The sequence below is a fragment of the Brevundimonas sp. genome (genome assembly GCF_030704825.1).
GTDB lineage: Bacteria > Pseudomonadota > Alphaproteobacteria > Caulobacterales > Caulobacteraceae > Brevundimonas.
In genome coordinates this window covers 1-17,810 of record NZ_JAUYNX010000018.1, presented here as the reverse complement: position 1 = coordinate 17,810, position 17,810 = coordinate 1, and the positions used below count along the sequence as shown (strand labels likewise).

The following is a 17,810-nucleotide window of genomic DNA, read 5'->3' as shown; positions in this document are numbered from 1 at the left end:
GTCGGGCCATGCTGCTCCACATCCCCGGCGTCTTCAGCAAGGACGAGGTCGCGACCCTGCGGTCGCGTCTGGACGCCGGGCCATGGGCGGACGGCAACGTGACCTCGGGCCATCAGGCGGCGACCGCCAAGGTCAACCGGCAGCTGCCCGAGGGCAGCGCCGAGGCGCGCGAGGTCGGGGCGCTGGTGGTCCAGGCCCTGAACGCCAATGCGATGTTCGTGGCGGCGGCCCTGCCGCATACGATCTTTCCGCCCCTGTTCAACGCCTATGAGGGCGGCGAGCGGTTCGACGTCCATGTCGACAACGCCATCCGCCAGCGGGGTCCGGTCCGCATCCGCAGCGATCTGTCGGCGACGCTTTTCCTCGCGGAACCAGACGCTTACGACGGCGGGGAGCTGGTCGTCGAGGAGATGTACGGGCCGCAGTCGGTCAAGCTGCCGGCCGGGGATATGGTGCTGTATCCGTCCAAGAGCCTGCACCGGGTGACCCCGGTGACCCGGGGGCGGCGGGTGGCGAGTTTCTTCTGGATTCAAAGCCTTGTGCGCGACGATGCCGACCGGGAGACGCTGTTCCGGCTCGACGTGGCGATCCAGCGGGTCAGCGCGGACAAGGGGCCGAAGGATGCGGCGGTGCTGGAGCTGACGGCGGTCTATCACAACCTCATGCGGCGCTGGGCCGAGGTCTGAACGCGACGATTTCGACCACGGAATCCGGCGATTGCGGTCACTGTAGCTGAAGAGAAACACGCCATTTCAGCCAGGTCGACCATGACGTCCGGGCCCATCGACTGACGAAGGCCGCAATTGTCGCCGACGGGCCGACGTCCGCCCTAATAGACGTCGCGGCGGTAGCGGCCGGCTTCGGCGAGGTCCAGCAGGCGGTCGGCGCCGAGGGCTGCTTCGAGCGCCGCGTGGACCCCCGTCGACATGCCTTCGAGGCTGCCGCAGACGAGGATGACGGCGCCGCGGTCGACCCAGGAGACGAGTTCGTCCGTGCTCTGAAAGATCAACTGCTGGACGTAGCGGCCGTCGCCGGCGTCGCGCGAGAAGGCGCGGTCGAGCCGGGTCAGCCCTCCCGAGGCGAGGGCCGCCTGAAGTTCGCCGTCGAGGAAGGCGTCGCTGGCCGAGGTGCGCTCGCCGAACATCAACCAGACGCCGCCGTGCGGTTGACCGGACCGGGCCCGCCAGTGGGCGCGCAGGCCGGCGAGGCCGGTGCCGTTGCCGATCAGGATCAGCGGGACCTCGGGAGCGGGGCCATGGAAGCCGCGGTTGACGCGGATGCGCATGCCGACCGGGTCGCCGATCGCGAGGTCGCGGATCAGCCAGCCGGAGGCGAGGCCGGGGGAGCCGTCGGGTCGGGCCATCAGGCGGACGATGAACTCGACGCGGCCGTCCGACGGCAGGGAGGCGACGGAGTATTCGCGGCTGCCGGGCGAGGGTTCGCCGGGCAGACCGATCTCGGCGATATCGCCCGCGACCCAGCGGGGGCTGTGATCGACCGGTTCGAAGGCCAGCAGCCAGGCCTCGCCGCCGGGGCTGCCGGGATTGAGATGGGTGCGGGCGGCGAGCCGCCAGCGGTCGTATGCGGGCGGGGTCCAGTCTGCCCGGACGGCGTGGCCGGTGACGACGCCGAGCTGGTGCTGCCAGTGACGGACGGCGCCGGCGTCGCCGTCGTCGACCTCGACCCAGTCGAACATCGGCGCCGCTCCCGAGCGCTGGAGCCAGCCGTCGAGGGCGCGGCCGAAGCCGCAGAAGTCGGCGTAGGTGCGATCGCCGAGCGCCAGCAGGGCGTAGGACAGGCCGGCGAGATCGGCAGGGGCGGTCATATGCTTGCGGGCGAACCCCGACATGGCGTCCGGCCCGTCGCCCTCGCCGGTCGTGGAGGCGACGATCAGCACCCGGCCCGCGGCCCTGAGGCCCTCTGGGTCGAGATCGCCGAGAGGGGCGACGCGGACGGGGACGCCGGCGTCCGACAGGCTGGAGGCGGTCATCCACGCCAGCTCCTCGCCGAGGCCGGTCTGGCTGGCGAAGGCGACGAGCAGGGCCCCGGCGCCATCGTCGGGCGCCATGGCCGCGGCGCGGGCGGCGGCGGCGCGGCGGGCCCGGGCGCGGCTCCAGGCGACGCCGGCCACGAGGAGACACCACAGGGCGACGGCGGCGGCCGCCCACAGCCAGCGGACCGGATCGTGGGTCACGCGCCCTCGGTCAGCATGGCGGCGAAGGCGGGGCTCACGACCTCGGTCAGGCCGTCCTCGCCGCGCACCACGAAGGCGGCGGCGATGTTCAGGGCGTCTGCATAGTCGGGACCTTCCCTGGGTCCCATGACCGTCAGGGCCGTGGCCATGGCGTCCGCGTACATCGCCGTCCCGGCCAGGACGGTGACGGACGCGACGCCGTTGTCGACGGGTCGGCCGGTGCGGCCGTCGATGGTGTGGCTGTAGGTCTGGCCCCAGGCCTCGTAGGCGCGGACCCAGTCGCCCGAGGTGGCGACCGCGAGGTCGAACAGGGCGGCGACGGTGCGGGGGCCCGGCGCGTCCGGCGCCTGCTGCAGCTCGACCCACCAGGGCTGGCCGTCGGGCTTGACCCCGGCCCCGCGCAATTCGCCGCCGATCTCGACCAGGTGGTGGGTCGCGCCGAGGGCGGTCAGGCGTTCGGAGACGCGGTCGACGGCGTGGCCCTTGGCGACGCCGGAGAAGTCCAGTTTGACCCCGCCCAGCTGCTGGACGGCGCGGGCGTCGCGGTTGAAGCGGACGATGCCCCAGCCCGACAGGGCGCGGGCGGCGGCGATTTCCTCGTCGAAGGGCACGGTCGGGCCGGTCCCGAAGGCGTTGAGCGGGCGGGGGCCGGGCGGGCCGAAGCCCCACAGGTCGACCAGGGCGCCCAGCGCCGGATCGAAGGCGCCGTTGGTGTCGTCGGCCAGGTCCATGGCCTTGTTGAGCAGCTCCCAGAACGGCTCGGACACCGCCCAGAATCCGGGCGGGGCGGCGTTGAGGCGGGACAGTTCCGACCGCGGATCCCAGTGGCTGAACAGGGCGACGATGCGGGTCAACTCCGCCTCGATGGCCGACCGGGCGGCTTCGCGCCCGAGGCCGGGCGGCGGGACCAGCCGAACCGACCAGGTCGTGCCCATGGTCTCGCCGGCGAAGTCCTCGATCCCGGCGCCGGGCGGCGGCCCGGGGCGGCGGCCGTGGGTCGGGATCAGCACCCGATTGTCGGGACGCGGGGCGGCGTTCCCGCCCGCTATGGGCGGGGGCGGGGCGCCATCCGTGGAGCCGGAGCCGCCGCCGGTCAGGGGAGGACTTCCACGACGCCGTTGTACTGGGCGCTGTAGGCCGGCTGGTCGCCCGAGGCGGGGCTCCGCACCGAGGCGTTCATCCAGTACATCCCCGACCCGGGCCAGGTGACGGTGAAGGCGCCGTCGGACCCGGTCCTGACCGTGATCTCTTCCGGATTGTCGCGATAGCGCGAGCCGCCGCGGGCGATGGTCACATCGAGGCCGGCGGCCGGTCGACCATCGCGCACCAGTTTGAAGGTCGCCGCTTCGCCGACCACCAGATCATTGGGATGGGTCACCGGAACCAGTTCGATGCCCTCGCCCGTCGGCGTCAGGGCCGAAACAGACGGTTCGCCGAGCGTGACGAAGGTCTCGACCCGGCTGAAGGTGCGGGTGGCGACCACCTCGGTGGCGTCGGCCGGGATGTTGGCCGCCATATCCGCCTCGGCGCCGCGCCAGCGCTTCTGCTCGCCGCCCTGTTTGTAGCTGACCATCACGCCGCCCGTGACATTGGCGACCTTCCAGGTCCCCGGCCGGGTCAGGTGCAGATCGAAGGTCGAGCGATAGCGGCCGCGCATCATGTTCTCCGGCGCCGCCGTCGAGCCGTCGGGCGCGGTGATGACCAGTCCGGCCAGGTTCATGGCGGCGTGGTCCGGGATGAAGACCCCGTTCGACATGCCGGCGTCGAAACTCACCCAGGCCTCGGTTCCGGACAGGACGGTCGAGGTCGGGGCCAGCCAGGCGCGGTGGGCCTGGGCCGACATCGGCAGGGCCAGGGCCGCGAGGGCGACGAACAGGGCGAGCGATTTCTTCATGGCGGCCTTCCTTAGCGGGTGACGGCGACGCCGACGGCGCCGAGTTCTGTGGCGCCCGAGGCGCGGGCGGTGTTGGCGGCGCCCCAGCGGAAGGGGACGCGCACGGCCTCGCGCCCGCCCAGTTCGCGGGCGGCCTCGACGACCATGACATAGTCGCCGGCGGGCAGGTCGCGCAGACGGGCGCCCGGCACGGTGACGGCGTGGCGGCCCGGGGCCTTGGTGGCGCTGGAGATTCCGTCGGCGGGCAGGGCCAGGGCGCGGCCGCCGCGGCGCCACCAGGTGCGCATGTCCTTGAGCCAGTCCTTGCCCTCGGCGACGTTGGAGACCTCGTACCAGACGGCCACGGTGCGGACGGCGGTCTGATCCGGGCGCTCGATCCAGATGGCGACATAGGGCCGGTGATAGGCGGCGACCGTCAGGCGCGGAATCTCGACCGAGACGGTCAGGTCGGCGGCCACGGCGGGCGCGGCGACGGCGCTGGCGGCGGCGGTGAGGGCGAGGGTGAGCTTACGCATGGCGACTCGTCAGTGAATGAACAGCAGGGCGATGACGGCGGGGATCAGCAGGCCAAGGCCCAGGAGGGGCCAGGTCGAGGGGCGCTGGCGGGCGTGCAGCCAGGCGAGGCCGAAGCCGGTGGCGGCGAAGACGATGCAGGCGGCGGCGAAGACGTCGATGAACCAGTACCAGACCGGGCCGGTGTTGCGGCCCTTGTGCAGGTCGTTGAGCCAGGCGACCCAGCCGCGCGTGGTGCGCTCGCGCAGGGCCTCGCCTGTGGCGCGGTCGATGGTCAGCCAGCCGTCCCCGCCTGGCTCGGGCAGGGCGACATAGATCTCTTCGGCTGTGGTCTCGGTCGGCCGGCCGGCGATTTGGACCCTGAAGGCCTCCGACGCCCAGCGGGCGATGGCGTCGGGAACGGGATCGGTGGTCACGGCCGGGAAGGCCGACAGGCGGGCCAGAAGCGGCGCCGGCAGGGTCGCGATCGCCTCGGTCGTGACCGGTTCGGCCGGAATCTGGCGGGCGTGGTTCAGGGTGACGCCGGTGACGGCGAACAGCAGCAGGCCGATCAGGCTGAGGGCTGCGGAAATCCAGTGCCACTGGTGCAGTTGCTTGAGCCAGAACGAGCGGGCGCCGTTGAGCGCCGACTTCGGCGCCTTGGGCGATCTGGCGGGGGCGGCGGCTTCGGTCACGCGTGGCTTGTGCCGAAGTTGCGAACGATTTGCAATACTAACGATCGCCGCTCAGAGCGAGAGTCTGACGCCGAGGCTGAGGGTCCGCGGCGGGCCGAGGCCGGCGACGCCCGTGGCGGTTTCGGAGACCTCGACTTCGGCGTCGAACAGGTTGTCGGCGGCGATCCACACCGTGGCCGCGTCGGTGACCGCCCAGTCGGCGCGCAGACCGACCGTTCCGCCGGCCTCCAGCACCCGGCTGTTGAGATCGTCCTCGAACCGGCGGCTCTCCCAGCGCAGGTCGGCGGCCACCGTCAGGCGGCCGGTCGCGCGCCAGTCGAGGCCGGCCGTCGCGCTCCAGATCGGGGCCTGGGCCGGGCGCAGGCCGGTCAGTTGGGGGGCGAGGGCGCCGCCGTCGACGCGGGCGTCGGTCGCCGACAGGGCGGCGCGGACCGACAGGGCGTCGGCGATCTCGAACCGGCCGTCGATCTCCAGCCCGGTCGCGGCGATGGTCCCCGCGTTCATCCGCTGGCGCAGCACGCCCCCGGCCGGCACGAAGCCGGCGCGGGGGAAGACGCCCGGACCCTCGCCGACGGTGACATTGACGATGGCGTCCCTGATCTCCGTCCGGAAGGCGGTCGCGGTCAGCGAGGTCCGCTCGCCGGTCCAGGCCCAGCCCGCCTCCACGCCGGAGAGGCGCTCGGGTTCGAGCGCGGCGTTGGCCTCGGTCAGGTCGTTGCCGACCCGGAACGGACGGTGCAGCTCGTTCAGGGTGGCGGAGCGGAAGCCGGTGTATGCGGCGAGGCGCAGGGCGTGGCCGGCGCCGATGTCGCGACGAGCGGCCAGACGGGCGCTGACCACCCGGCCCGAACGGTCGGGATCCGTTTCGTCGAGGGTCGGCAGGCCGGTGGCCAGGTCGCGTTCGAGACGGCGCCCGCCCTCGCTGCGCCACTGGTCGAGGCGCAGCCCCCCCGCGAACAGCCAGGCGCCTATGGCCGACGAGCCCTCGACATAGGCGCCGACGACCGAGGTCTCGCCCCCGGCGACGCGGTCGCGGGTGAAGGCGCCGGCCATGTAGCGGAACCGCTCGCGGGTCTCGCCCTCGTTGAAGCGAGCGTCGACGCCCAGCTCCCATTCGGCGCGGCCGATGCCGGAGACGGTGGTTCGGCGCAGGGCGGCGTTGAGGCCCCAGCCGGTCGCCGGAGTCTCGTACTGGTCGTTGGCGGGGGTGGTGGAGGCGCGGTCGGCGGAGACGGCGACGGAGGTGTTGGCCAGATCGCTTTCGCGCCGCCAGGCCTGGAGCCGCCAGCCCGGACGGTCGGCACGCGGCTGGACGGCGGCGGTGGCGGACAGGCTGTTTCCGCTGGCGGCGGCGCGGGCCCCGGCGAGGCCGGAGCCGCGCGCCTCCTCGAAGGCGGAGGCGCGCAGGGAGACGACGGCCTCCGACACCGGAATGTCGGCGCGCAGGGCGGCGCCGCGGGTCTCGAGGTCCAGAGGCGTGTCGGCGGCGCCGGCGGCCGCGCCCCGTACCGGGACGTAGCCGTCGCTGGTCTCGTACTGGCCCGAGGCGACGAGGCGGACGGGACCGAGCCAGGTCGCGCCGGACGCGGCCAGCCGCCCGCCGCCGCGTTCGGCGAGCGAGGCGTCGAGCACGGCGCCGTCGTCCCGCTCGCGCAGCGAGATCACGCCGGTCAGGGCCCCGGCGCCGTAGGGCCCCGCCCCCGAGCCGCGAACGATGTCGAGGCCGGACAGGCTCCCGGTCGGAACCTGGGACCAGATCACCCAGCCGCCGAAGGGGTCGTTCAGCGGCACGCCATCGAGGATGACCAGGGTGCGCCCGGCGCCGGAGGGGGCGATGGCGCGGAGGCTGATTCCCTGGGTGGTCGGATTGGCGGCGAGGCTGGAGGTGCGGCGGAACAGGGAGACGGCGGGGACGGAGGCCAGGGCCTCGTCGAGGCGCTGTTCCGTGCGCAGGTCGGCTTCGGTCAGGCGGACGACGGAGAAGGCGGCCTCGCCGGCGGCGGGCGGCAGGCGGGCGGCGGCGACCACGACCTCGGGCAGTTGTTCCGGGGGCGGCGGGACCTGGATCATCCAGCCTCAGCGCCCAGACGGCCCAGAAGCTCCGCTGCGAAGACCGACAGGGTGTCGTCGCGGGCGCCCATGACGATGATGCGGTCGCCGCGGCGGGCCAGCTCGACCAGGCGGTCGCCGCAGGCCTCGCGGGTCGGAAGGGCCTCGGCGAAGCGGCCGGCGGCGCGGACGCCGGCGGCGATGTCCTCGCTGCCGACCGACCGGTCGGTCGTGCCGCCGTAATAGACCGGCTCAGGCATCAGCAGGACGTCGTCCTCGCGCAGCAGACCGGCGAAGCCGTCGATGAACTCGTCCTTCATCAGCCGCAGGGGGCCGAAGCCGTGCGGCTGGAACAGGATCAGCAGCCGGCCGTCGAAGGCGTGCAGCGTCTTCAGGGTGGCGGCGATCTTGTCGGGGTTGTGGGCGAAGTCGTCGATGACGGTGACGCCGCTGGCGGTCCCGACCACCTCCATGCGGCGGCGGATGCCGGCGAAGGTTTCCAGCGCCGCGACGGCCTGTTCCAGCGGCACGCCGATGGCGCGAACGGCGCCGATGGCCGCAAGTGCGTTGGCGGCGTTGTGTGCGCCGGGAACATGCAGTTCAAGCAGGCGGCTCTCACCGCCCGATTCCGTCACGGTGAAGCGTATGCCGGTCGGCAGCGGTTCGAGGTCATGGGCGTTCAGCGTGGCCCGCTCCTCGCCCAGGGCGAAGGTGATGACCTTGTCCGGCGGCAGCAACTGGGCCAACGCCTGGGTCTCGACGTTGTCGAGGTTGAGCACCGCCCTGGCCGCGCGACCGGTGAAGCCGCCGAACAGGTCGCGCAGCTCCTCCATCGACTTGTGGTCCAGCGAGATGTTCGAGACCACGGCCACCGTCGGCGCGTAGCGGGCGATTGAGCCGTCGGACTCGTCGACCTCGGACACGAACAGCTCCGGGCCGCCGATCAGCGCGCTGGCGAAGGGGTGGTCGGCGTCGGCGAAATTCTTCATCACCGCGCCGTTCATGACCGTGGGCTCGCGGCCGGCGCGGTGCAGGATCCAGGCGATCATGCCGGTGATGGTCGACTTGCCGCTGGTGCCGGCCACGCCGATCGAGACCGGGGCGGCGTTGAACAGCTGGCTGAGCAATTCGGGACGGGTGACGATGCGGGCGCCGGCGCGCGTCGCCGCGCCGATGTCGGGGACCGTGTCCTCGATGGCCCCCGTGGCGACGACGATCTGGTCCGCGCGCACGACGCCCGAGCCGTCCTGCGGGTGCAGCGCGACGCCATGGGCTTCGAGCCAGGCGAATTTCTCCGGCGTGCGGCCCTGGTCCCGGGACCGGTCCGAGCCCTCGATACGGCCGCCGCGCGCCTGGACGATCATGGCGAGGGGAAGCATGCCCGAGCCGCCGATGCCGCAGAAGAAATAGTCGTCTTGATTCATGAGGGCGAAACCGGGGAATGTCCGGCGGCCTGACTAGCACGGGCGACGCCTGAGGCCAGACACGTCCATGAAGATCGGCATCGTCAACGCCAGTTCGCGCTTCAACCGCGCCCGCGCCGACGCCGTCGAGGCATGGTTCGCGGCGAATATTCCCGACGGTTCGGTCAAGGTCGTGTTCCACCCGGCCAGCTTCGGCAAGCACGGCCATTTCGGCGGCGACGACGCCAGCCGCGCGGCGGCCTTCATCGAATACGCCAACGATCCGCGTCTGGACGCCGTCTGGTTCGCCCGCGGCGGCTACGGCTCGTGCCGGATCGCCGAGGCGGTGCTGCCGCGGCTGGAGCCGGTCGCGCGCAAGAAGCGGTATCTGGGTTATTCGGACGCCGGCAGCATTCTGGCCCTCTTGTACAAGGCCGGGTTCCCGCATGTGGCGCATGGGCCGATGGCGTCGGACGCGGTGCGCCACGACGCCACGGCCTGGCGGGCGATCAACTGGCTGAAGTCCGGCGACCCTTCGTCGTGGGAGCCGTCGCTGGCGGACGATCCGCGCCCGGCCGTCGCTTTCAACCTGAGCATCATCGACGCCCTGGTCGGCACCGCCCTGGAGCCGGACCTGACCGGTCATGTGCTGATGCTGGAGGACGTGTCCGAGCCGCTGTACCGGATCGACCGGATGATGTTCCACCTGACGGGGCAGGCCTCGATCCGGAAGGTGGCGGGCATTCGCATGGGACGGGTGTCGGACATCGTCGAGAACGATCCCGATTTCGGCCTGACCGCGGAGGAGATCGCCCGCTACTGGTGCCAGAGATCAGGGATTCCCTGGCTCGGCGCCGCCGACATCGGCCACGACCGCGCCAACAAGGTGGTGCCGTTCGGCCCGCGATAGGCGACCCGGCGCTCGCGCGGACGGGGAAGGCGGTCGACGGATCGCGACGGACGGCGTCAGATGCGTATCCAGAGGGCTCACGGGGCGTCACGCCCGAGCCCGCGACACCCTTGGGGAGGGGTGTTCGCGGTGGCGGTCCGGCCGGCTGCGGGGGCGCGCTGGCCGGACCGCGACCATCCGCCCGACGGCGGCGCTGGCGTCCGCGACGGGCAAGCGCCATCTTCTCAGGACATGAACCGCCGCTCGTTCCTGATCCGCGCCGCAGGACTGGCCGCCGTCGCCGGCGGGGCCTGGTGGGCGCGCGAACATCTGCTGTGGCCGAAGCCGACGCTGACGTTCGCCGACGGCGCCGCAACGCCATGGCTGACCTACGCCCGTCGCGCGATCGTGCCCACGGCGCGGGTCCGGATCGGGGGACGCGAGGTGGTCGCCCTGATCGACAGCGGGGCCCAGTATTCGGTGATCGACCGGGGGTTTGTCGCGGCTCTGCCGCCGGCGGGCCGGTCGCTGTTCGACATGCCGCTGGTGGCCTACGGCGTCGGCGGCGGGACGCAGATGGGCCGCGGCACGACCCTGGACCTGTCCTTGCCCGGCCTCCAGATCGCCGGCCTGCGGGCCGCCATCCTCGATCTGGGGCCGCTGGCGTCGGAAACCGGCCTGCAAACGCCGCTGATCCTGGGCCAGGACGTGCTGGGCGAAGCGATTCTGGCGCTGGATCCGGCGCGTCGGCACGTCCGGCTGATCCGGCGGGAAGCCTTCGTGCGGCCGGCCGACCTGGCTCCGGCGACGGTGCGGCGATCCGGCGGGGCCCTGACCACGGAGGTGACGGTCGAGGGCGCTGCCGTCGGGGTGGTGATCGACACCGGCGCCTCGGCCCTGCTTGGCCTCAGCCGCGAGGCGGCGGCGGGGGCGGGCCTGCTGGACGGACGGCCGCAACAAAGCGGAGTCAGCCTGGTGCTGGGGGGCGCCCTGCGGTCGGCGATCATCGAGGCGCGGACGGTGACCTTCGCCGACCATCTGTACCGGCGCGTGCCGGTCGGGGTGTTCGACCAGCCGCCGCTGCCCAACTTTCCCGGCGGTCTGGTAGGGATGGAGGCGTTCGCCGGGCGCCGCGCGGCGCTCGACCTGGGCGCGGGATCCCTGTTCGTCTCGCGTCCCCTGGATCTGACGGTCGGCTAGAGGCCGGCGAAGGTGTCGCAGGAGGCGGGATCGCCGGTCTCATAGCCCCGCCGCAACCATTCGACCCGCTGGGCCGAGGAGCCGTGGGTGAAGCCGTCGGGCTGGACCCGTCCGCCCTGACGCCGTTGCAGGGTGTCGTCGCCGATGGCCGAGGCGGTGCGCATGCCTTCCTCGAGGTCGCCGGATTCCAGCGCGACCGCGCCGTTCGACACCGTCGCGGCGTTGCGCGCCCAAACCCCGGCGTAGCAATCCGCCTGAAGCTCCAGCGCCACCGAATAGCGGTTGGCCTCGGCCTGACCCGAGGCGCGCTGCTGGGCAGCCTGCACCTGTTGCGAGGCTCCGGTCAGGGTCTGGACGTGGTGGCCGTACTCGTGGGCGATGACATAGGCGCGGGCGAAGTCGGCGCCGGACGCGCCCAGCTGGGTCTCCATGTCCCGCCAGAATCCGAGGTCGAGATACACGTGCCGGTCGGTGGGGCAGTAGAAGGGGCCCATGGCCGACTGGCCGAAGCCGCAGCCGGTATTGGCGCCCTGTTCGTAGAGGGTGACGGTGGGCGGCTGATAGCCCTGCAGCTTCGTCTTCCAGACGTCGTCGATATTGGTCCCGATGACGTCGACGAAGGCTCCCGCCTGGTCCTCGGGGCTGCCCTGCTTGCCCTGCTCGGCCGCGCCGACGCCGCCGAACTGGCTGGCGAGCTGGGTCGTGGTCTGGGGGTCGATGTCGAAGAAGATGGCGCCGATCGCCGCCAGGATCAGGACGCCGATCCCTCCGCCGGCCATGCCGACCGGCCCGAGACCGCGCCGGTCGTCGATGTTCCCGCCCCGCCGTCCGCCCTGCCAGCGCATGTTCGATCTCCCTCGTCCCGGATTCCCAAGCCAGGCCGGAACGCCGTGGCGCGGGAAGGGATGCGACGGTCGCGCACTTATCGGTCGCGGTCCAGCCAGGCGTCTATCTGGCCCACGCCGGCGGCCGTGGCCGCGCGGCGACGCGAGGCGGCCTCGCGCGCGGCGCGCTCCTCCTCGGGCGTGCGCAGGGCGCGCCAGGCGGGTGGCTGGACCGGTTCCGGCTGGCGGGCCGCCTCGATCCCGAGCCGGTTCAGACGGGTTTCGAGCTGGAGCTGGCGGGCGAGGGCCTCGCGCTGGTCGGCCCGGGCGCGCAGCTGGTCCATCTCGTAGCGGTGCCGGTCGGCCTGATAGCGGTTCAGCTCGTGGGCGGAGGCCCCGGGAAGCGGCGGCCGCGACGGCGTCTGCGCGGCGGCGGGCGCGGCGAGGAGAACAACGGCGGCGGCGAGGGCGCGGACGACTGTCATGCCAGCAAGATGGGCCCGATGCGACGGACCGCCAAGCGTGGCCGTCAGGGCGCTCCGGCGAGGGTCCAGACGCGGGTGCGCTTGACGGCCGAATCCTCGAGCTCGCGCGTGGTGGGCACAGCGTATTCGGCCAGCAGGTCGAAGCCCGTTCTCGGGAAATAGGTCCGCAGCGGATCGCCGACGAGGACGCGCGTTCCTCCGTCGGCGGCGAGGCGCAGCCATTCCAGCATCCGGCCGGACATCGGCTGTTCGTAGAAGACGTCGCCGGCGCAGATCACCTCGACCTCCGGCGGCGGGCCGTCCAGCAGGTCGGCGCCCGTGAAGTCCAGGGCCACCCCGTTGGCGCGGGCGTTGAGGGCGACGGCGGCCTCGCAGAAGGGGTCGATGTCAGCGCACAGGGCCGAGGCCGCCCCGGCCCGCATGGCCGCGACGCCGACCAGGCCCGAGCCGGCGGCGAGGTCGAGCACCCGCCGGCCCGCGACGTCGGCGGGGTTGTCGAGCAGCCAGCGGGCCAGTCCCTGCCCGCCGGCCCATGCGAAGGCCCAGAAGGGCGGCGGCAGACCCATTTCGCCCAGCTCGTCCTCGGTCAGCCGCCAGATCGGCGTGACCTCGTCGGCCAGCCACAGCGAAATCTCCGGCGCGTGCGGCACGGGCTGGAGGCGGGTGTTGGCGAGGATGAAGGCCGTGGGGTCGGAGATCACGCCTTGGCCGACGCCTCTCGCAGCACGGCGAGGTAGCCCTCCGCCACCTCCATCCGGGCTCCCTGCGGCTTGCCGCGCACCGCCCGGTGCAGGGCCGGGAGCTTCCAGCAGGGGACGTGCATGAACAGATGGTGCTCGGCGTGGAAATTGACCCAGTAGGGGGCGATGAAGGCCCGCTCCCACCAGGAGGCGCGGGTGGTGCGGGCGGCGCGGAAGGCGTCGGCGGAGGAGCCTTCGACGCAGGCGTGCTCGGCGATGTTGCGCAGGCGGGTGACCATCGGGAACCAGGTCGCCAGCGGCAGCAGCCAGAGGGCGAAATACGCCCACCAGACGCCGGCCAGCGTCGCCCCGAGCAGCAGGGCGGTGTTGACAAGCAGGAAGGGAGCGACCGAGCGGCCGGTGACGACCGCGCCTTCAGCCAGGTCTTCGTCGCGCCGGCTGGCGAAGGCCTTGAAGGCGAACAGGACCCGTTGCTTGAAGAAGGTCTGGCCGGTCAGGTCGCGGACGATCTTGCGGCGCAGGGAGGTGCGGGTGACCGGGAAGGGGGCCGACAGGACCAGGTCCGGGTCCTCGGCCTGCTGGGCGTATTTGTGGTGCGACAGGTGGTAGGGCCGGTAAAGGGCCAGCGAGGCGCCGACCGGCACGGCGCACAGCCAGTGGCCGAGAAAGTCGTTGAAACGGGCGTTCGGCGACAGGCCGCCGTGGACCGCCTCGTGCATCAGTATGGCCAGACCCAGCTGCCGCGTGCCGATGACGGCGACGCAGAGCGGGATCAGCGGCGGCCAGATCACGCCGGCGGCGACGGCCAGGCCGATGACGCCCCAGCAATGGGCGACCAGCAGCGGGCCGACCCAGGCCGCGCGCGACTGGAAGGGCGCCCATTCGTCGGAGGTGAACAGGTCGGACGGACGGACGCGGGGCGCTGCGGGCATGGCGGCAGGATACGCCCGTCCGCCTGGGTCGCAAAGCGGCGAGGTCAGTCCGACCGTGTCACGCCATCCTGACGAAAAGTCAGGTTGACATGACACATGAGAGATGTAAGGTAAGCATGACATCACGTCAGGAGGACTTGTCATGCTGGCCCTTGCGAAATCCACCTCGTCGGCCCATCGGCGCTACGTCGTCCGAACCGTGGCCTTCATGAGCGGCTATGTGACGGTGAACGTGGCGGCCATTTTCGGGGCCTTCGACGACATCGCCTCGCCGGTCGCGGCATGGGCGCTGGCCCTGACCGTCTCGGCGCCCGTGATCGGACAGATCTGGGCGACGCTGGCGCTGATGCATGAGTCGGATGAGTTCGTCCGGGCCGTCACGGCCAAACAATTCATCCTCGCGGCGGGCATGGCGATGGCCATCGCCAGCGTGTGGGGGTTCGGCGAGAGCTATGCCGACGCCTACCATCTGCCCGCCTGGATCATCTATCCCCTGTTCTGGGCCTGTTTCGGCGTGGTCGCGCCGTTCGTCAGGAGCAGCCGATGAAGAACCGGCTGAAGCTGCTGCGCGTCGAGCGCGGCTGGACCCAGGAACAGCTGGGCCAGGAACTGGGCGTGTCGCGGCAGGCCGTGAACGCGCTGGAGACCGAGAAACACGACCCGTCGCTGGACCTCGCCTATCGCATCGCCGTGCTGTTCGCCCGGCCGGTGGAAGAGATTTTCGAAAACCCCCACGGCTGACCCCGTCAGGCTCTTTCAAGGACATATCCCATGCTGCATCTTCGTCACTTCGTGGCGCGCTCGACCCTGCGCGCACTGTGCCTCGTCTCTGCGTCATTATTGGTCGCAGGCTCCGTGGCCCTCGCCACGCGGGCCGAGGGGGCGCCGATCCCGGCCATGCAGGGCGCCTTCGCATCGGACCGGTTATCGGTCGAGGTTGTGGGCGACGGGCCCGATGTGATTCTGATCCCCGGCTTCGCCTCCTCGCGGGAGGTGTGGCGGGCCGAGGCTGAAAGGCTGAAGGCGACGCACCGGGTGCATCTGGTGCAGCTGGCGGGGTTCGCCGGCGAGCCGTGGAGCCACGGCGACGGCCCGTTCGTCGGGCCGATGGCGGATGAGCTGGCGCGCTATGTCCGCGAGGCCGGCCTGGAGCGGCCGGCCGTGATCGGCCACTCGATGGGCGGGATGACGGGCCTGTTGCTGGCCCAGCAGCACCCGGATCTGGTCGGGCGGCTGATGAGCGTCGACAGCCTGCCGTTCTTCAGCGCCATGTTCGGACCGCAGGTCACGGCGGAGGCGGCGCGGCCTTTCGCCGACCAGGCGGCGGCCGGCATCCTGGCGGCGGACGAGGCGGGCTTCCGAGCCCGGCAGGGCCGGACGGCGATCGGACTGGTCCGCGATCCGGCGACGCGGGCGACCGTGGTCGAGTGGTCCATGGCTTCGGACCGGCGGGCGATGGCCGCCGCGATCCGCGAGGTCATGACGACCGATCTGAGGCCGGGTCTGACGGCGATGACGACGCCGGTGTGGGCGATCTACGCCTCGGATGCGGACGGCGGCGCGCAGGCGGCGGGGGCGGACGCGCTCTGGGGTCGGGAGTATGCGCCGCTTCCGGGCGTGCGGCTGGCCCGGGTCGACGGCAGCCGGCATTTCATCATGGCCGACCAGCCGGAGCGGCTGGCGGAGCTGGTCGATCAGTTCCTGGCCGACTGACCACGGCGGAGGTTCAGGCGGCCGGGGCGGGGGCGGCCACGGGGGTGACGTCGCCGGTCTTGAGCAGCTGACCGCCGAACTCGTCGGCATAGGCCACGGCCAGCAGGGAGCGGAAGCCTGTGACGGGGAGGGCGATCTCGTAGCCGCCCTCGGCATAGGGTCCGACCTGATAGGGGCCGATCAGGAAGGTCAGGCCCGCCGCCCGGCCCGGAACGGTGCCCGGCGTCAGGACGAAGGCGGTGTCGGCGGCGCGCGGGCAGGAGAAGTCCTTGCCGTCGAAGGTGATGCTGGCCCCGTCGGGGACGCGGGCGCGCTTGGCGGCGTTGATCGCCGAGCACAGGGCCTGGTCGAGGGCGGTCAGGTCGGCGTTCTTGCGCAACAGGTCGGCCAGGCCGATCCGCCGCTTCAGCGCCTTGTCCCACAGCAGGCCGCTGGTCAAGGTGTTGGGGTGGGCCCCGCCCGAATAGTCGAAGTCGACCCGCTTGAGGCTGAACAGCTTGGCCGTCTCGGCCGCGGCGGTGATGGTGATGGTCTTTTCGTATTTGGGCCGGTCGGTCGCGGCCCCGGCCTCGGTCAGCTCGCCCTGGGCGCCCTCGATGAACTGGCGCAGCCGGCGCACCTCCTCGGCGTAGAGGCGGGCGTGCAGGTCGGTCTGGGGGCGGATGGCGTCGGGCAGGGTCAGGCGGACGTCGGCGTACGGGGTTTTGGACTCGAAATTCATCGGCGCGGCGGCGTCGGCCGGGGTGACGACGGCGGCGGCGGTCGCGGCGGCCGGGTCCGCCGGGCGCGGCTCGCGGTCGCGATTGCAGGCGGACAGGCCGGCGGCGAGGGCGGCGGTCAGGGCGAGGACGCGAAGCGAGGCCTTGGCGGGGGAGGTCATGCGGGTCTCCTTCAGAACGGCCACGATACAGCGCCGAGGATGATGGCGAAAAGCAGAATGAGGCCCGCGTCGCGGTTGGAGCGGAACAGGCGCAGGGCCAGGGCGGGGTCATTCTGGCGGGGCTCGCGGTCAGAAGGCTCCGCCTTCTCGACCCGACGCGAGCCGGGGAGGCGGACGACCTGCCAGCCGAGGTGGGCGGCGAAGGGCAGCAGGGCGACGTAGAACAGCGGGCCGAGGCCGGCCGCCGCGCCGGCGGCGACAACAAGGGCGATCGTGAGGAGATAGAAGACGCCGACGCCGCGGCAGACGTTGGGGCCGAGGCGGCGGGCGGAGGATTTGACCCCGACCATGGCGTCGTCCTCGATATCCTGCAGGGCGTAGATGGTGTCGTAGCCGAGGGTCCAGAAGACGAGGCCGAGGTAGAGGAGGAGGGCGCTCTCCGCCCAACCGGAGGGCGCGCCAAAAGCAGACGTGACCAAAATGCCCGTCCCGCCTCTATTCACCAGCGCACCCCAGCTCGCGGCCGCCGCCGCGAAGCCCATCAGGGCGCCCCAGTTGAAGGTCAGGCCGAGCCAGGCCTGCGGCCACCAGGTGATGCGTTTCATGAAGGGGTAGGCGGCGACGAGGGCGAGGGAGGCGACGCCGAGCAGAACCGCCGTGGGGTTCAGGGTCAGCAGGATGAGCAGGCTGATCAGCGAGCAGCCGATGACGAAGGCCCAGGCCTGTTTCACCGAAATGCGACCGGAGGGGATGGGGCGCATCGCCGTGCGGGACACCTTCGCGTCGATGTCGCGATCGACGATGTCGTTGAAAGCGCAGCCCGCGGCGCGCATCAGGCCGGCGCCGAGGGCGAAGCCGAGGACCAGCCAGGCGTCGTAGAGGTCGGGGGTCCTGCGGTACTGGCTCAGCGCCAGGGCGATCCCCTGCCAGCCGGGCAGGAGCAGCAGCCAGATGCCGACCGGGCGGTCGAACCGGCCCAGCTTGAGCCACGGCTTGAGGCTTTCCGGCGCATGGCGGTCGTCCCAGTTCGAACCGGCGTCGGGAAGCGGGGCGGAGGTCATGGGTGGGAGATAGCCTGTCGGGGGATGGGGGAGAAGGTCCCGGAGCAGAAGGGCCTTTCCTGACCCTTCTCCCCTCGGGGGAGAAGGTGGCCCGTAAGGGCCGGATGAGGGGGATGGCGGGATCTGTCCGGTGGGGAGGGGCCTGTGGCGGTCAGCCCCCTCATCCGTCTCGCTTCGCGAGCCACCTTCTCCCCCGAGGGGAGAAGGCATGCGTCGGCGCCCTTCCCGGCCGAACGGCCGGAAAGTGCGGGGAGGAGGCGGAGCGCGGGCGGGTCGGCCCGGAACCGTGATGTGGCCCCCTGCTTTCGCGTTACGGGGACCGGTGAGGAGTTTTCGGCGTCGCCGCCTGCGCTCCGCGCGACCGGTTCACGCAAGCCGACGGGGGCGGGCTTCTGGTG

General features: G+C 72.0%; 19 protein-coding genes. 6 read left to right on the top strand and 13 right to left on the bottom strand.

All coding sequences use genetic code 11. The annotated features are described in order from the left end of the window. Positions 1-8: 8 nt before the first annotated feature. Entirely contained in the window at positions 9-686 is a 678-nt protein-coding gene (locus Q8Q71_RS10325; RefSeq protein ID WP_305759506.1) for a Fe2+-dependent dioxygenase, read from the top strand. 143 nt (positions 687-829) lie between these two features. Here Q8Q71_RS10325 and Q8Q71_RS10320 read toward each other — a convergent pair whose 3' ends face one another. The 7 genes from Q8Q71_RS10320 to Q8Q71_RS10290 all read right to left on the bottom strand — a co-directional run bounded on the left by Q8Q71_RS10320 (position 830) and on the right by Q8Q71_RS10290 (position 8,748). Next, positions 830-2,194: a sulfite reductase subunit alpha gene (locus Q8Q71_RS10320; protein ID WP_305759505.1), complete on the bottom strand. Its 1,365-nt coding sequence runs from the start codon at positions 2,192-2,194 to the stop codon at positions 830-832. Then, positions 2,191-3,204 (bottom strand): FAD:protein FMN transferase, encoded by a 1,014-nt coding sequence (locus tag Q8Q71_RS10315; RefSeq protein WP_305759504.1) that lies wholly within the window; start codon positions 3,202-3,204, stop codon positions 2,191-2,193. The genes Q8Q71_RS10320 and Q8Q71_RS10315 overlap by 4 nt, the downstream gene beginning before the upstream one ends. An 83-nt stretch (positions 3,205-3,287) precedes the next feature. Next, on the bottom strand, positions 3,288-4,088 hold the full coding sequence (locus tag Q8Q71_RS10310) for a DUF4198 domain-containing protein (protein WP_305759503.1): 801 nt from the start codon (positions 4,086-4,088) through the stop codon (positions 3,288-3,290). Between the two features lie 11 nt (positions 4,089-4,099). After that, positions 4,100-4,603, bottom strand: a complete 504-nt coding sequence (locus Q8Q71_RS10305; protein ID WP_305759502.1) for a DUF2271 domain-containing protein — start codon at positions 4,601-4,603, stop codon at positions 4,100-4,102. Between the two features lie 9 nt (positions 4,604-4,612). After that, entirely contained in the window at positions 4,613-5,275 is a 663-nt protein-coding gene (locus Q8Q71_RS10300) for a PepSY-associated TM helix domain-containing protein (protein WP_305759501.1), read from the bottom strand. Between the two features lie 51 nt (positions 5,276-5,326). Further along, positions 5,327-7,345 carry a TonB-dependent receptor gene (locus Q8Q71_RS10295; protein WP_305759500.1) on the bottom strand — a complete coding sequence of 673 codons (2,019 nt, stop codon included), beginning with the start codon at positions 7,343-7,345 and terminating at the stop codon, positions 5,327-5,329. After that, positions 7,342-8,748 carry a glutamate ligase domain-containing protein gene (locus Q8Q71_RS10290; RefSeq protein ID WP_305759499.1) on the bottom strand — a complete coding sequence of 469 codons (1,407 nt, stop codon included), beginning with the start codon at positions 8,746-8,748 and terminating at the stop codon, positions 7,342-7,344. The genes Q8Q71_RS10295 and Q8Q71_RS10290 overlap by 4 nt, the downstream gene beginning before the upstream one ends. Positions 8,749-8,815: 67 nt before the next feature. Between Q8Q71_RS10290 and Q8Q71_RS10285 the strand changes: the two genes are divergently transcribed. Together Q8Q71_RS10285 and Q8Q71_RS10280 are read left to right on the top strand one after the other, a co-directional pair. Next, entirely contained in the window at positions 8,816-9,637 is an 822-nt protein-coding gene (locus Q8Q71_RS10285; RefSeq protein ID WP_305759498.1) for an LD-carboxypeptidase, read from the top strand. A 231-nt stretch (positions 9,638-9,868) separates the two neighbouring features. Next, on the top strand, positions 9,869-10,816 hold the full coding sequence (locus Q8Q71_RS10280) for a pepsin/retropepsin-like aspartic protease family protein (protein ID WP_305759497.1): 948 nt from the start codon (positions 9,869-9,871) through the stop codon (positions 10,814-10,816). Here the strand turns inward: Q8Q71_RS10280 and Q8Q71_RS10275 are convergent. The 4 genes from Q8Q71_RS10275 to Q8Q71_RS10260 form a co-directional block, all read right to left on the bottom strand. Next, positions 10,813-11,661 carry a neutral zinc metallopeptidase gene (locus tag Q8Q71_RS10275; protein WP_305759496.1) on the bottom strand — a complete coding sequence of 283 codons (849 nt, stop codon included), beginning with the start codon at positions 11,659-11,661 and terminating at the stop codon, positions 10,813-10,815. The genes Q8Q71_RS10280 and Q8Q71_RS10275 overlap by 4 nt on opposite strands. Before the next feature lie 77 nt (positions 11,662-11,738). Beyond that, positions 11,739-12,125: a hypothetical protein gene (locus tag Q8Q71_RS10270; RefSeq protein WP_305759495.1), complete on the bottom strand. Its 387-nt coding sequence runs from the start codon at positions 12,123-12,125 to the stop codon at positions 11,739-11,741. A 44-nt stretch (positions 12,126-12,169) separates the two neighbouring features. Continuing rightward, the gene (locus Q8Q71_RS10265) at positions 12,170-12,823 is read right to left on the bottom strand and encodes a methyltransferase (RefSeq protein WP_305759535.1); all 654 of its coding nucleotides are present in this window, start codon (positions 12,821-12,823) and stop codon (positions 12,170-12,172) included. Further along, a complete protein-coding gene (locus tag Q8Q71_RS10260) occupies positions 12,823-13,758 on the bottom strand; it encodes a fatty acid desaturase family protein (RefSeq protein WP_305759494.1) in 936 nt (311 codons plus the stop codon). The genes Q8Q71_RS10265 and Q8Q71_RS10260 overlap by 1 nt, the downstream gene beginning before the upstream one ends. 142 nt (positions 13,759-13,900) lie before the next feature. Here Q8Q71_RS10260 and Q8Q71_RS10255 point away from each other — a divergent pair, with 142 nt between their 5' ends. Genes Q8Q71_RS10255 through Q8Q71_RS10245 form a run of 3 tightly spaced genes read left to right on the top strand, consistent with a single transcriptional unit; the run spans position 13,901 to position 15,471 of the window. Next, positions 13,901-14,305 (top strand): hypothetical protein, encoded by a 405-nt coding sequence (locus Q8Q71_RS10255; protein ID WP_305759493.1) that lies wholly within the window; start codon positions 13,901-13,903, stop codon positions 14,303-14,305. After that, entirely contained in the window at positions 14,302-14,499 is a 198-nt protein-coding gene (locus Q8Q71_RS10250; RefSeq protein ID WP_305759492.1) for a helix-turn-helix transcriptional regulator, read from the top strand. The genes Q8Q71_RS10255 and Q8Q71_RS10250 overlap by 4 nt, the downstream gene beginning before the upstream one ends. A gap of 30 nt (positions 14,500-14,529) precedes the next feature. Next, complete coding sequence (locus tag Q8Q71_RS10245) at positions 14,530-15,471, top strand: alpha/beta fold hydrolase (protein WP_305759491.1); 942 nt, start codon at positions 14,530-14,532, stop codon at positions 15,469-15,471. A 13-nt stretch (positions 15,472-15,484) separates the two neighbouring features. Here the strand turns inward: Q8Q71_RS10245 and Q8Q71_RS10240 are convergent, their stop codons facing one another. Next, a complete protein-coding gene (locus tag Q8Q71_RS10240; protein ID WP_305759490.1) occupies positions 15,485-16,351 on the bottom strand; it encodes a DUF3298 and DUF4163 domain-containing protein in 867 nt (288 codons plus the stop codon). An 11-nt stretch (positions 16,352-16,362) separates the two neighbouring features. Next, positions 16,363-17,412 carry a UbiA family prenyltransferase gene (locus Q8Q71_RS10235; RefSeq protein ID WP_305759489.1) on the bottom strand — a complete coding sequence of 350 codons (1,050 nt, stop codon included), beginning with the start codon at positions 17,410-17,412 and terminating at the stop codon, positions 16,363-16,365. Positions 17,413-17,810: the final 398 nt, after the last annotated feature.